11 protein-coding genes are annotated in these 12,385 nt (G+C 71.5%); 7 read left to right on the top strand and 4 right to left on the bottom strand.

Annotated elements, in window-relative coordinates:
- The first annotated feature begins 76 nt into the window (after positions 1-76).
- On the top strand, positions 77-1,687 hold the full coding sequence (locus M8I34_RS19325) for an MDR family MFS transporter (protein WP_250050674.1): 1,611 nt from the start codon (positions 77-79) through the stop codon (positions 1,685-1,687).
- A 70-nt stretch (positions 1,688-1,757) separates the two neighbouring features.
- Positions 1,758-2,606, top strand: coding sequence for an SDR family oxidoreductase (locus M8I34_RS19320; RefSeq protein ID WP_250050673.1), 849 nt, complete (start codon positions 1,758-1,760; stop codon positions 2,604-2,606).
- A 117-nt stretch (positions 2,607-2,723) separates the two neighbouring features.
- On the opposite strand, the gene M8I34_RS19315 is transcribed toward M8I34_RS19320, so the two are convergent.
- The 3 genes from M8I34_RS19315 to M8I34_RS19305 form a co-directional block, all read right to left on the bottom strand.
- Positions 2,724-3,410, bottom strand: a complete 687-nt coding sequence (locus tag M8I34_RS19315; RefSeq protein WP_250050672.1) for a pyridoxamine 5'-phosphate oxidase family protein — start codon at positions 3,408-3,410, stop codon at positions 2,724-2,726.
- Between the two features lie 223 nt (positions 3,411-3,633).
- On the bottom strand, positions 3,634-4,350 hold the full coding sequence (locus M8I34_RS19310; RefSeq protein WP_250050671.1) for an MOSC domain-containing protein: 717 nt from the start codon (positions 4,348-4,350) through the stop codon (positions 3,634-3,636).
- Between the two features lie 35 nt (positions 4,351-4,385).
- A complete protein-coding gene (locus M8I34_RS19305) occupies positions 4,386-5,003 on the bottom strand; it encodes a LysE family translocator (RefSeq protein ID WP_250050670.1) in 618 nt (205 codons plus the stop codon).
- 36 nt (positions 5,004-5,039) lie between these two features.
- Between M8I34_RS19305 and M8I34_RS19300 the strand changes: the two genes are divergently transcribed.
- The 4 genes from M8I34_RS19300 to M8I34_RS19285 all read left to right on the top strand — a co-directional run bounded on the left by M8I34_RS19300 (position 5,040) and on the right by M8I34_RS19285 (position 8,411).
- Positions 5,040-5,606 carry a (2Fe-2S)-binding protein gene (locus tag M8I34_RS19300; RefSeq protein WP_374210941.1) on the top strand — a complete coding sequence of 189 codons (567 nt, stop codon included), beginning with the start codon at positions 5,040-5,042 and terminating at the stop codon, positions 5,604-5,606.
- Between the two features lie 75 nt (positions 5,607-5,681).
- Positions 5,682-6,587 carry a dihydrodipicolinate synthase family protein gene (locus M8I34_RS19295; protein WP_250050669.1) on the top strand — a complete coding sequence of 302 codons (906 nt, stop codon included), beginning with the start codon at positions 5,682-5,684 and terminating at the stop codon, positions 6,585-6,587.
- 11 nt (positions 6,588-6,598) lie between these two features.
- Positions 6,599-7,600 carry a proline racemase family protein gene (locus M8I34_RS19290; protein WP_250050668.1) on the top strand — a complete coding sequence of 334 codons (1,002 nt, stop codon included), beginning with the start codon at positions 6,599-6,601 and terminating at the stop codon, positions 7,598-7,600.
- Between the two features lie 94 nt (positions 7,601-7,694).
- Positions 7,695-8,411: a GntR family transcriptional regulator gene (locus tag M8I34_RS19285; protein WP_250050667.1), complete on the top strand. Its 717-nt coding sequence runs from the start codon at positions 7,695-7,697 to the stop codon at positions 8,409-8,411.
- A gap of 15 nt (positions 8,412-8,426) precedes the next feature.
- Here M8I34_RS19285 and M8I34_RS19280 read toward each other — a convergent pair whose 3' ends face one another.
- A complete protein-coding gene (locus tag M8I34_RS19280) occupies positions 8,427-9,812 on the bottom strand; it encodes an aminopeptidase P family protein (protein WP_250050666.1) in 1,386 nt (461 codons plus the stop codon).
- A gap of 154 nt (positions 9,813-9,966) precedes the next feature.
- Between M8I34_RS19280 and M8I34_RS19275 the strand changes: the two genes are divergently transcribed.
- Entirely contained in the window at positions 9,967-12,294 is a 2,328-nt protein-coding gene (locus tag M8I34_RS19275) for a collagenase (RefSeq protein ID WP_250050665.1), read from the top strand.
- Positions 12,295-12,385 lie beyond the last annotated feature (91 nt).

Genomic DNA, 12,385 nt, shown 5'->3' with positions numbered 1-12,385 from the left:
CGAGTTCGTTCTGCGTACTCCCCTACCGGGCGATGCCCCGCACCACGGCATCGCTCGTCGATGACAAGGATTCCTCGTGGCTTCCCGTTCACCCCGACCTGCCCTCGACGCTGCCACCGCACCAGATCCGTCCGTCAGGACCCACGCGCTGGTCCTGACCCTCATGGCGGCGGTCTTCCTCTCCCTGCTCGACTCCCAGATCGTCGCCACCGCACTGCCGCAGATGGTGAGCGACCTCGGCGGGCTCGACCGGTTCGCCTGGGTCACCACCGGATACCTCATCGGCGGCAGCGCCGCCGTCCCCGTCTGCGGCAAGCTCGGCGACCTGTTCGGACGCAAGCGCGTCTTCCTGGCCGCCACCGTCGTGTTCCTCTCCGCGTCCGCACTCTGCGGCATCGCCCAGACGATGACTCAGCTCATCGCCGCCCGCATCGTCCAGGGCATCGGCAGCGGTGGCCTGTTCATCTGTGTGCTCGCCCTGATCGGCGAGATGTTCTCCCCGCGCGAGGGCGCCCGCTACTACGGCTGGTTCTCCCTCACCTTCGGCGCCGCCTCGCTCGCCGGCCCGACCCTCGGCGGCATCCTGACCGACCTCGCCGGCTGGCGCTGGGTCTTCCTGGTCAACCTGCCTGTCGGCGCCGCGGTCCTGGTCATCGTCGCCGCGACGCTGCGCCTGCCGGCCGCCCGGCCCACGAAGGCCCACATCGACTACGCCGGTGTCCTCCTCCTCGTCCTCGCGATCCTCGCGCTGAACCTGTTCACCGGCTGGGCCGGCGTCACGTACGGCTGGGACTCGCCGGTCATCCTGGGCCTCGCCGCGGGATCCGTCCTCGCGGTGGGGCTGTTCATCCTGTCGCAGCGCCGCGCGGTGGACCCCGTCATCCCGCTGCGGCTCTTCACCGACCGGACCTTCACCCTCGTCGTCGCCCTCGGCTTCCTCGCCGGTTTCGTCGGCTTGGGCCTGATCAACTACCTGGCCCTGTGGCTCCGGACCGTCCTCGGCCTCGACGTCGAGAACTCCGGCTACCTCCTCACCGCCATGATGCTCGGCGTCGTGCTGACCTCCTGGATCAGCGCCAAGGTCATCGGACACACCGGCTCCTACCGATGGTTCCCGGTGCTCAGCATGGGGGTGTTCGCCGTCGCCGCCGTCCTGTTCTCCACCGCAGGTCCCGGGACGAGCACCGCCCTCGTCATCGGATACGTCCTGCTCTTCGGCATCGCCGCCGGCCTCAACTCCCAGGCCCTGAGCCTGGCCGCCCGCAACACCGCGAGCAGGCAGGACATCGGCGCCGTCCAGGGCACCGCCACCCTCCTGCGGCAGCTCGGCACCGGGCTCGGTGTCTCGTTCTTCGCCGCCCTGACGACCTCCCGCCTCGACACCGGACTCCAGGAGCACTTCGGAGGCGACGCGGCCGTCCGCATCGACGCCGACGGCTCGCTCTCGCCCGAGGTGCTCGGCCGCCTCTCCGACGCCGTCCGTCTCGAACTGGCCGACGTCTACGCGGACTCGCTCCGTGCCGTCTTCCACGCGGTCATTCCGATCGCCCTCGTCGGACTGGTGATCGCGCTCCTGCTCAAGGACGTCAAGCTCGCGGGCGGTCACGGCCTCGGCGGCGCCGGGTCCGAGCAGTCCGGCGGCGACGCCACAGCCGACTCGCCTTCCACAGCCCGCGACGCATCCTGACCCGTCCGCTCCACGAGTGGGCTCACCGCACGGCTTCCGCCCGTGCCACCTCTTCCAAGGAGATCCCCGCATGATTCTGGTAACCGGCGCCACCGGCAATGTCGGCAGTGAACTCGTCACCCGACTCGCCGCCGCAGGCGTCCCCGTGCGAGCCATGACCCGGTCGCCCGAGAAGGCCGGCTTCCCCGACGGCGTCGAGGCGGTCGCGGGTGACTTCGACAAGCCAGGGACGCTGCCCGCGGCCCTGGCCGGCGTCGACCGCGTCTTCGTCGTCCCGCCGGGCTACGGCCCCGAGGGCCCGGTCCAGGAGCGCGCCCTCGTCGCCGCCGCCCGCGAAGCCGGCGTCGAGCACCTGGTCAAGCTCTCCACCAGCGGCGTCGGCTTCGGCGCCACCGACCCGCTGACCTCCGGCCACCGACAGGGCGAACAGGTCATCCAGGAGTCCGGCCTGGCCTGGACCGTGCTACGCCCCGGCACCTTCATGGCCAACCTCTACGGGTACGCCGGCACCATCGGCAAGGAGCGGACCATGTACGTCACCGAGGGCGACCCGGTCTCCGCAATGATCCACCCGCGGGACATCGCCTCCGTGGCCGCCGAGGTCCTCACCACCTCCGGCCACGAAGGCCGGGCCTACACCCTCACCGGCGGTGCGGCGCTCAGCCCGCACCGCCAGGCCGAGATCGTCGGCGAGGCCCTCGGCCAGGAGGTCACGGTCGTCGAGCGCACCGAGGCCGAGACCCAGGCCGAATTCGACCGGCTGGGCTGGGGCGGCCCCCGCCTCGAGGCCCTGCTGGAGCTCAAGCGCCAGTCGGCCGCCTGGGACTGGAAGATCTCCGAATCCGTCGAGCAGATCACCGGAAGGCCGCCGCTGACCCTGCGCCACTGGGTCGACGAGAACCTCCACCTCTTCGGCTGAGCCGACCCGCACATCGGCCCCCCGCCTCCGATAGGTCCGTACGGGTCCGAAGGCCGGCAAGACCGCCTTCGGACCCGTCGGCTTCGGTCGGTCACTGGATCGGCTGCTGGGAATCGGTCATCGGGGCTGGGGCTGGGGCGTGGCGCGGCCGGCGAGATGCGAAGGGGGTTCGATGCCCGCGGGAAGTGCGGGGTCCGGTTCCAGGGGGCCCCAGGAGGTGTGCAGCGGAAGGACCCCCGCCCACAGGCCGAGTTCGGCGTCCGCGCCGTCCCCGTCGTCCGGCGGTCCGGTCCGGATCTTCACGGATGCCTCGTCGAGCGAGAGGGCGAGCAGCGCCGTCGCGGCGAGTTCCTTGCGGCTGGGGCGCCGGGCGTAGTCCCACTGGCCCGGCGTCGCCTGTTCGGTGAGACAGCGCAGACCGGCGAGCTTCTCGTCCGGGTCGGTGACCGGGCGGGGCGTGCCGAACACCATCGCACTGCGGTAGTTGACCCCGTGCTCGAACACCGAGCGGGCCAGCACCAGCCCGTCGACATGCGTCACGGTCACGCAGACGCTCGCCCCGGGCGAGGCGGCCAGGCTGCGACTGGCAACCGACCCGTGGAAGTACAGCGTGGTGCCGTCCGAACCGTAGACCGTGGGCACGACCAGCGGCGTGCCGTCCACCATCACGCCGACATGGCAGAGGAACCCGGCAGCCAGCACGGCATCGAGCGCATCGCGGTCGAGACTGCCCTGCTCGCGCAGCCGTCGATGGCGTGTGCGCGCGGTCTCCGGGAGCTTCCGGGCAGGCGACGGGGAGGTCATGACGGCCCTTCCGAGGGGGGACGGCGGGGCCGGGCGCCCTCACGGCAGCGCGCCCACGCCAAGGACGCACCGCTCTCACTTCGGGTACCCAGCGCTGTGGGTATTCTACGAATTCAATGGCCATTTTGCTAGGTGGTGCGTGAATTCGTTGCCACAGCGCCTCCACGCAACGGATTTAGTAGATGCGTTGTGCGGGTCGCCAGTGTGACGACGGACGGGGGCTTCAGATCAGCTCGACGGTGTCCCCGAGGCGTACCCGTCCCGGCTGGGCGACCGTGGCCAGGGCGTCCAGCCGCATGTCGTGTGCCTGCGCAATGGCTCGCAGGATCAGCGGGGAGTGCGGCAGGTCCTGCTGGGCCTCGTTGGTCATCACGCATCGCTCGCTGGCGCGCTCGAACCGTACGCACAGGGCGCCGCCGATCCGGGCGGTGCCGCCGAACCACGCGTCCTCCACGAACGGAGGCGTACCCGGCGGTGTCCGCACCAGCAGGTTCGGACGGAACCGGCGCTCGTCGACCGGCACGCCGGGGACGGCCGCGCGGACCCAGTCGAGGGTGGCGGTGGTCAGGACGCTGAGGGGGAGCTGGTCGAAGTGCGAGATCGTGCCCTCGCGTGCCACTTCGACGTCGTCCCGGTCCAGGTAGTGCCGCACATAGGAGGTCGGGTCCGGTACCGGCTCGCCGTCCGGGGCCAGCAGTTCGGGCACCGCCGTTGCCGCTCCTCCGGGGTAACGGGACCGCAGCCGCAACAGTCCCGGCATGCGCCGGAACCGGCGGGTGTTCTTGCCCGAGCCGAACTTGCCCTCCGTGTCCCGCACCGCGTAGAGCCGGTCGCCGACGAGGCCGCGGGCATCCACGGCGGCCTCGTCCAGCGGCTCACCGCCGGTGGACTTGATGGGGTACCGCCAGATCCGCTCGATCGTGCCGAGTGCCGTGCCCAATGCCCGCCCCTCCCGCGAGTCGACTGTCCGTTGTGTCAGGTGGCTTCCGTGGCCACCCGCACCCCGAAGCCGATGAGCACCACACCCGTCACGCGGTCCAGCAGCCGCCGGACGCGCGGCCGTTCGAAGACCGAGCGCGCCCGGGACACGAGGCAGGCGTAAGCACCGAGCCAGGTCAGGGTCAGCGTCGTGTGCAGCAGAACCAGCAGGCCCATGCCGGCCGCCGTGGGCATGCCCTGCGGGGCCAGGGTCGGCAGCAGGCCGGTGTAGAAGACGGCGATCTTCGGGTTGAGGACGTTGGTGATCAGGCCCGTCAGGTACGCGCGTCCCGAGGCGGTGGCCGTCGACGCGGCGGTCCGCGGCGCGGAGCGGCGGCTCTGCCAGAGGGCCTGCAACCCGAGGAAGCCCAGGTAGGCGGCGCCCAGGATCTTGACGACGAAGTACGCCTCCGCCGAGGCCGCGAGGATCGCCGCCAGCCCGACGACGGTGAACGCGCCCCACACGAGCAGCCCGGTGGTGATGCCGGCGGCGGTGCGCAGGGCCTCCGTCCTGCCGGAGGCGATCGCGCGCTTGGTGACCACGGCCATGTCCGGCCCCGGCACCACGGTCAACAGGGCGAGCACTCCGGCCGCCATGGCTGTCTGCGTCCACATGCGACCAGTCTCCTTCGAAGCGATCACATCCGGGGTATGACGCCGATCACGGTCGGGACGCCGGTCGCGGTCGGATGCCCGCGGCTCGGGGAGCGCCGTCGTTCCCCGGACGGTACCTGCACGCTGGTCCTCGACGACCGGCAGCGGACCACGGTCGACGGGGTCTGGGCGGCCGGTGAGACGGGCGGCGTAGGGGGCGCGGAACTCGCTTTCCTGGAAGGGGAGTTGGCGGCACACGCCATGGCGCGGCAGATCCCCGGCGGTGCGCTGCGGCGGCGTCGTGACCGGCTGCGCCGGTTCGCCCGGACCATGGCCGCCGCCCATGCGCCGCGCCCCGGCTGGACCGGCCGGCTGCGCGAGGACACCGACGTGTGCCGCTGCGAGGAGGTCACGGCCGGGCGGATCCAGGAAGCCGTCGCCGGTCTCGGTGCCCGCGACACCCGCACCGTCAAACTGCTCACCCGGGCCGGAATGGGCTGGTGTCAGGGCCGGAGGTGCGCCCCCGCCGTCGCCCGCCTGGCGGGGGAGGAGGGGGCCGCGGCCGACCGCAGACCGCTTGCCTGTCCCGTCACCCTGGGGGAACTTGCCCGCGAACAGGGGTAGTTCCGCTCTCCTGGCGACCTTGGCAAGCCCCAGGACACTCAATAAAATGTCACACCCCATAGAAGGAGACTTCGTATGGTCACGCGCACCTGTCCCTGGCACGGCATCATGGTCGCCACCACCCTCCCCTTCCGCCCCTTCCGCAATGGGCTCTCCGTCGACTACGACGCCTACGCCGCCCAGGTCGCCCGGCTCCTCGCGGCCGGCTGCGACGGGGTCGTCCCCAACGGCTCGCTCGGCGAGTATCAGACGCTCACCGACGACGAGCGGGCCCGTGTCGTCCGTACCGCCGTGGAAGCCGCCGGTGACGGCGACCGGGTGATGCCCGGCGTCTCCGCTTACGGCAGCGCGGCGTCGCGCCGCTGGGCCGAACAGGCCGCCGAGGCGGGCGCCGGTTCCGTACTGCTGCTGCCGCCCAACGGCTACCGGGCCGAACCGGCCGCGGTCCGCGCCCACTTCGCCGAGGTGGCCGCGGCCGGCCTGCCGGTCGTCGCCTACAACAACCCCTTCGACACCAAGGTCGACCTCACCCCCGGCCTCCTCGCCGAGCTGCACGCCGACGGCAGCATCGTCGCCGTCAAGGAGTTCAGCGGCGATGTCCGCCGGGCCTACGAGATCGCCGAAGTCGCGCCGGAACTGGACCTGTTGATCGGCGCCGACGACGTCCTCCTGGAACTCGCCCTGGCCGGCGCCGTCGGCTGGGTCGCGGGCTATCCGAACGCACTGCCCGAGGCGTGCGGCACCCTCTACCGGTCCGCGGTCGCCGGCGACCTCGACACCGCGCTGCCCCTCTACCGCGCCCTGCACCCGCTGCTGCGCTGGGACTCCAAACCCGAATTCGTGCAGGCGATCAAGCTCTCCATGGACCTCGCCGGACACCGCGGAGGCCCGACCCGCCCGCCCCGCTCCCCGCTCACCGCCGAGCAGTCGGCCGCGCTCCGCTCCGCCACCGAGAAGCTCCTCGCCGACGGCCACCACTGAGAGGGCTCCCCATGCGCACCCGCCACGTCTTCCACGCCGTCGACTCCCACACCGAGGGCATGCCCACCCGTGTCATCACCGGCGGCGTCGGCACCCTGCCCGGCGCCACCATGGCCGAGCGCCGGCAGCATTTCGCCGCCCACCGCGACGACATCCGTACGCTGCTGATGTACGAGCCGCGCGGCCACGCCGCCATGAGCGGTGCGATCCTCCAGCCGCCGACCCGCCCCGACGCCGACTACGGCGTGCTGTTCATCGAGGTCTCCGGCTACCTCCCGATGTGCGGACACGGGACGATCGGCGTGGCCACCGTCCTCGTCGAGACCGGCATGGTGGAGGTCCAGGAACCCGTGACCACGGTGCGGCTGGACACCCCCGCCGGACTGGTCACCGCCGCGGTGCAGGTGCGGGACGGGGCGGCCACGGCCGTCACCCTCACCAACGTGCCCGCGTTCTGCGCCGGGCTCGACCGCAAGGTCACCGTCCCGGGCCACGGCACGCTGAGCTACGACCTCGCCTACGGCGGCAACTTCTACGCGATCCTGCCGCTGGACAGCGTCGGACTGCCCTTCGACCGGGCCCGTAAGGACGACATCCTCGCCGCCGGACTCGCCCTCATGGACGCCGTGAACGCCACCGACCGGCCGGTGCACCCCGAGGACGCGCGGATCGGCGGCCTCAAGCACGTCTACTTCGCCGCGCCGGGGTCGGACGCCACCCGCTCCCGGCACGCGATGGCCATCCACCCCGGATGGTTCGACCGCTCGCCGTGCGGCACGGGTACCTCCGCGCGGATGGCGCAGCTGCACGCACGCGGCGAACTCCCGCTCCACCAGGACTTCGTCAACGAGTCCTTCATCGGGACGCAGTTCACCGGCCGCCTCGTCACACAGACCACGGTCGCCGGGCGCCCGGCCGTCGTCCCCACGGTCACCGGACGGGCCTGGGTGACCGGCACCGCGCAGTACTTCCTCGACCCGTCCGATCCGTTTCCCGCGGGTTTTCTGCTGTGACCACCGGCCGTGGCGACGGCCATTGACCGTGACCAGTGAGTTGGCGCAACGTGACATTGTACGCTGGCCCTCCGCGTCAACTCGGAGGAACACGATGGGTGAACTCAAGCACCGCAGCCTGGTCACCGCTCAGGAGCGGCTGCGCGATCAGGTCGCCCATCAGCTGCGCGCGGCGCTGATCGCGGGGGAGCTCCGCCCGGGGTCGGTCTACTCGGCCCCGGGCCTCGCCGCGGACTTCGGTGTCTCCGCCACCCCGGTACGCGAGGCGATGCTCGATCTGGCCCGGGAAGGGCTGGTCGAACCGGTCCGCAACAAGGGCTTCCGGATCACCGAGGTGAGCGAGCGCGACCTCGACCAGTACACCGAGATCCGTGCCCTGATCGAGGTCCCGGTGGTCGGCCAGGTCACCCGCACCGCCGGCCGGGCACAGCTGGAGGCGCTCCGGCCGGCCGCCCTGGAGATCGTCGCGGCCGCCCGGGCGCACGACCTCATCGGCTACCTGGAGGCCGACCGCCGCTTCCATCTCGAACTGCTCGGCCTCAGCGGCAACGACCGCCTCGTCGAGACGGTCGGCGATCTGCGCAAGCGCTCCCGCCTCTATGGCCTCACCCGCCTCGACGAGCGCAACCAACTGCTGCCCTCCGCCGAGGAACACGTCGAGCTGCTCGACGTGATGCTGACGGGCGACGCCGAGGCGGCCGAGTCCTGTATGGCCCGCCACCTCGGCCATGTCCGCTCGCTGTGGGCCCAGGGCCGCGACGAACCGCTGGTACCGCACCCCACGCGCGCGGTGGGCGCCCGCCGGGGCTGACCGGCGCCCGCCGGGTCAGTCCCGTCCGGCAAGGAGCCCTTCCATCCACTCCTCCACCCCGTCGGCGGTGCGCGGCAGCGCCGACGACATCAGCCGGGCCCCGTCCGATGTGATCACCAGATCGTCCTCGATACGGACACCGATGCCGCGCAGCTCCGGTGGCAACGTCTCGTCGTCGGGCTGGAGATAGAGCCCCGGTTCGACCGTGAGGACCTGCCCCTCGGTCAGGACGCCGTCCAGATACTGCTCCGCGCGCGCCCGGCCGCAGTCATGCACGTCGAGCCCGAGCATATGGCCCGAACTGCACAGCGTGTAACGCCGGTAGAGGCCGCTGTCGGGGGCGAGCGCCTCCGCCGCCGGGACGGGAAGTACGCCCCAGTCGGCCAGCCCCTCGGCCAGGACGCCCGTACAGGCCCGGTGGAAGTCGCGGAAGCTCGCCCCCGGTTTGAGTGCGGCGATTCCCGCGTCCTGCGCGGCGAGCACCAGGTCGTACACCCGTCGCTGGACGGGGGAGAAGCGCCCGGAGAGCGGCAGGGTGCGGGTGATGTCGGCGGTGTACAGCGCGTCGGTCTCCACGCCCGCGTCCAGCAGCAGCAACTGGCCGGGATCGAGCGGGCCGTCGTTGCGGATCCAGTGGAGTACACAGGCATGGGCGCCGGCGGCGGCGATGGTCTCGTACCCCGTGCCGTTGCCCTCGGCGCGGGCGCGCAGCTGGAAGACCCCCTCGATCCAGCGTTCGCCGCGCGGGTGGCGCAGCGCGGTGGGCAGGGACCGTACGACATCCTCGAAGCCGGTGGCGGTGTGATCGACGGCCTGCTGGAGCTGTGCCACCTCCCAGTCGTCCTTGATCAGCCGCAACTCGCTGAGTGCGGAGGCGAGTTCGGCGTCACGGGCGGCGTCGCGGTCCGTCCGGTGGCGGACGAGGTCGTCCAGGTGCGCACAGCGGAGGCCGGTGAGCCGCCCGGCCTCGGCCAGATCGGGGCGGCGGCCCACCCAGAACTCGCCGTAGCGGCGGTCCCGGTAGAACTCGCCCCTGCCGTCCCGCGGTGACCGCGGCCGCAGATACAGCACCGCCTCCCCGTCCGGCTCCAGCACCAGGACATGCCCCGGCTGGTCCTCGCCCGTCAGTCCGGTCAGCCAGGCGTAGGCGCTGTGCGGGCGGAAGCGGTGATCGCAGTCGTGGGAACGGACCGTCAGCTCACCGGCGGGGACGAGCAGTCGTTCGCCGGGGAAGCGTGCGGTGAGCCGGGCCCGGCGGCCGGCGAACCGGTCGAAGCCCGGAACGCGGGAGCCGTCGGGGAGCGGGGTGGCGGCCCACCCGCCGGTCATGAAGTCGGCGAGGGCCTCCGACACCGGCAAGTCATGGCTTCCGGTGTGGAGTTGAGGGGCGCGCGAGGTCATGTCGACACCTCCGGGAAAGAAAACTACCTGAAGCCTTGTCAGTGCAATTTCACATTACTATGTTACGGGTCACACCTCGTGGAGTGAAGGCCATGGCCCCACCTCCCACGCAACCCCCCACCCCCTCTCGGAGGTTCAGGTGTCACATCCGCGTATGCCGCGCAGGATCCTGCTGGCCGCGACGCTCGCCACCACCCTCGCCCTGCCGGCCGTCCAGGCGGCCCAGGCGGCACCCCACACGTCGGCCCACCCCGCACAGCGGACCCCGGCGCAGCAGTCCGGGCACCGGCCCGCTGCTCCCACGGCCAACCCCTTCGACCAGGTCCAACGCCTCGCCAGGACACCGAAGTTCGACCCCGCCCCGGCCCCGGCGCCGCGCACGGTGACAGAGAGAGGCCGCATACCGGGCCCGCAGACCAAACCCTCCACCGCGCCGCACAGCCAGAGACCCGCCGTCGCGCCCTGCACCCTCGACGGCATCACCGGCCTGAGCCCCGAGCGGTTCGCGGACTTCCTCGCCGACCCGGCCGTCACGGCCGACGACTGCCTGCGCAACCTCGTCTGGACGTGGGACGCCCGGCTCATCCCCGTCATGTCCGACGCCCACGTCCAGGCCGTGGCCCGTCGCATCACCAGCCTCGCCGCCGCCCACGACGGCAAGAACACCAGCCATCTGTACGAGATGTTCACGTATCTGCACGCAGTGGCCTACCAGGACTTCTCGCACGACGAGATCGACACCACCGACGCCCCCACCGTCGACGCCGTACGCCGCGCCGTCGACGCCTTCGCCTCCGCCGCCCGCACCTTCGACGTCACCCGGGCCAACGCGGACACCCTGCGCGAAGCCCTGAACGCCGCCAGCGCCCCGGGCCTGCGGCAGCATCAACTCGGCTTGATCCAGCGGGTGCTGGCCACCATGGACGCGGCCCACCCCGCCACCCACAAGGACCAGGCCTGGGGCAACGCCGCCCTCGCCGCGCTCTCCGTCAACTACCTCGGCGTCTACCCCGGCAACAAGGACACCGCCTTCCAGTACGCGGTCGCCTCGGACCCCGGCTACCGCGCCGTCTTCAAGGCCTTCGCCGGGTACACCCACCTCAAGGGCACCCCCAATGCATGGGTCGTACGCGACGCGCTCGGGGAGTACGGCCGCTTCGGTCAGATCCCCTCCCTCAAGAAGGCCATCGTCGCCGACCTCGGAGCCCTCCTCCCCACCACCGTGGCGAACTTCGGCGAGGGCAGCGAACCCTGGGCCAAGGTCGCCTCCTGGCTGGGCTTCTTCGACGCCTGCAAGCCGTACGGGGTGTGCAAGGAGGACATCGAAAAGCGGATCTTCCCGCGCACCTACTCCTACGACAACGGCGCCATCAAGGTCCGCACCGCCCTCGACCGCGCCGTCGTCGACCAGCTCTACTACGCGTCCAAGCAGGTCAGGGCCCAGTTCCACCGGGTGCTCGGCACCAGCGAACCGCTCGCCGGCGACCCCAACACCACGCTCACCATCGTCCTGTACGCCTCGCGCGCCGACTACGAGGTCTACCACCCGCTGCTCACCGGCATGGGCACCAACAACGGCGGCGTCTACATCGAGCAGGGCGCGACCTTCTACACCTACCAGCGGCGCGTCCCCCAGGACTCCAGCCTCACCCTCGAAGAGCTCTTCCGGCACGAGTACGTCCACTACCTCAACGGCCGTTTCGCCGTCCCCGGCTTCTTCGGCGAAGGCCCCTGGTACGAGGGCGACCGCACCACCGCCATGGACGAGGGCAGCGCCGAGTTCTTCGACGGCTCGACCCGCGACAACGGCATCGCCGTCCGCCGGTCACTCGTGCGCGACATCATGGCGGACACCGCGGGCGGCAAACCCCGGATGACCGTCAACGAGTTCCTGCACGCGACGTACGACCACGACGGCTTCCGCTTCTACTCCTACGCCGGGACGTTCTTCGAGTTCCTGTGGCGCGAGCACCCGGCGCTGCTCCAGGAGATGTACCGGCATCTGCGCGCCGACGACCCGGCCGCGTTCGACTCCTGGCGCAACCGCATGGGGTCCGACGCCGGCATGCAGCAGCAGTACAACGCCTTCCTCGACGCGCAGATCGCCATCGTCGACGACCTCTTCGTCCCCCACACGACGTTCACCCCCAACGGCTCTCTGAAGTTCGCCACCCCCGCCGAGGTGCAGAGCGCCTTCGCCGCCGCCACCGCCAACACGCCCGCCTGCAAGGACGAGGGCGACCCGGGCCTCGGGCGGTTCCTCTGCACCGGCCGGATCACCGCCAATCTCGGCAACTCGGGCAGCCCCGACCAGGTCTTCAAGGACATGTCCGAAACCGTCGACTACTTCATCCTCGACCGCGCCAAGCCCGCCGCGAACAACTTCACCGATATGAACTGCTCCTTCGGCCCCACCGAGATCTGGCCCTCGGGCCGGGCCGGCAGCGCGGACTTCCGCTGTGAGGGCCCGCTGCGGCGGTGACGCGGCCGCCGCGCTCAGCGGTCGCACGGCCCGTCGTCCGGCGGACGGGCCGTGTCCGGGCGCGGCGCACCGGGCCCTCCCGGGCTCGATC

Source organism: Streptomyces sp. MCA2 (genome assembly GCF_023544705.1).
Lineage (GTDB): Bacteria > Actinomycetota > Actinomycetes > Streptomycetales > Streptomycetaceae > Streptomyces > Streptomyces decoyicus.
The sequence above is the reverse complement of the archived record's forward strand: the minus strand, read 5'-3'. Positions and strand labels throughout refer to the sequence as shown.

Excerpts from the sequence above, each read along its gene's own strand:
- M8I34_RS19320 (WP_250050673.1), top strand. The coding sequence starts at position 1,758 with ATGATTCTGGTAACCGGCGCCACCGGCAATGTCGGCAGTGAACTCGTC.
- M8I34_RS19315 (WP_250050672.1), bottom strand. The coding sequence starts at position 3,410 with ATGACCTCCCCGTCGCCTGCCCGGAAGCTCCCGGAGACCGCGCGCACA.
- M8I34_RS19305 (WP_250050670.1), bottom strand. The coding sequence starts at position 5,003 with ATGTGGACGCAGACAGCCATGGCGGCCGGAGTGCTCGCCCTGTTGACC.
- M8I34_RS19300 (WP_374210941.1), top strand. The coding sequence starts at position 5,040 with ATGACGCCGATCACGGTCGGGACGCCGGTCGCGGTCGGATGCCCGCGG.
- M8I34_RS19295 (WP_250050669.1), top strand. The coding sequence starts at position 5,682 with ATGGTCACGCGCACCTGTCCCTGGCACGGCATCATGGTCGCCACCACC.
- M8I34_RS19290 (WP_250050668.1), top strand. The coding sequence starts at position 6,599 with ATGCGCACCCGCCACGTCTTCCACGCCGTCGACTCCCACACCGAGGGC.
- M8I34_RS19285 (WP_250050667.1), top strand. The coding sequence starts at position 7,695 with ATGGGTGAACTCAAGCACCGCAGCCTGGTCACCGCTCAGGAGCGGCTG.
- M8I34_RS19280 (WP_250050666.1), bottom strand. The coding sequence starts at position 9,812 with ATGACCTCGCGCGCCCCTCAACTCCACACCGGAAGCCATGACTTGCCG.
- M8I34_RS19275 (WP_250050665.1), top strand. The coding sequence starts at position 9,967 with ATGCCGCGCAGGATCCTGCTGGCCGCGACGCTCGCCACCACCCTCGCC.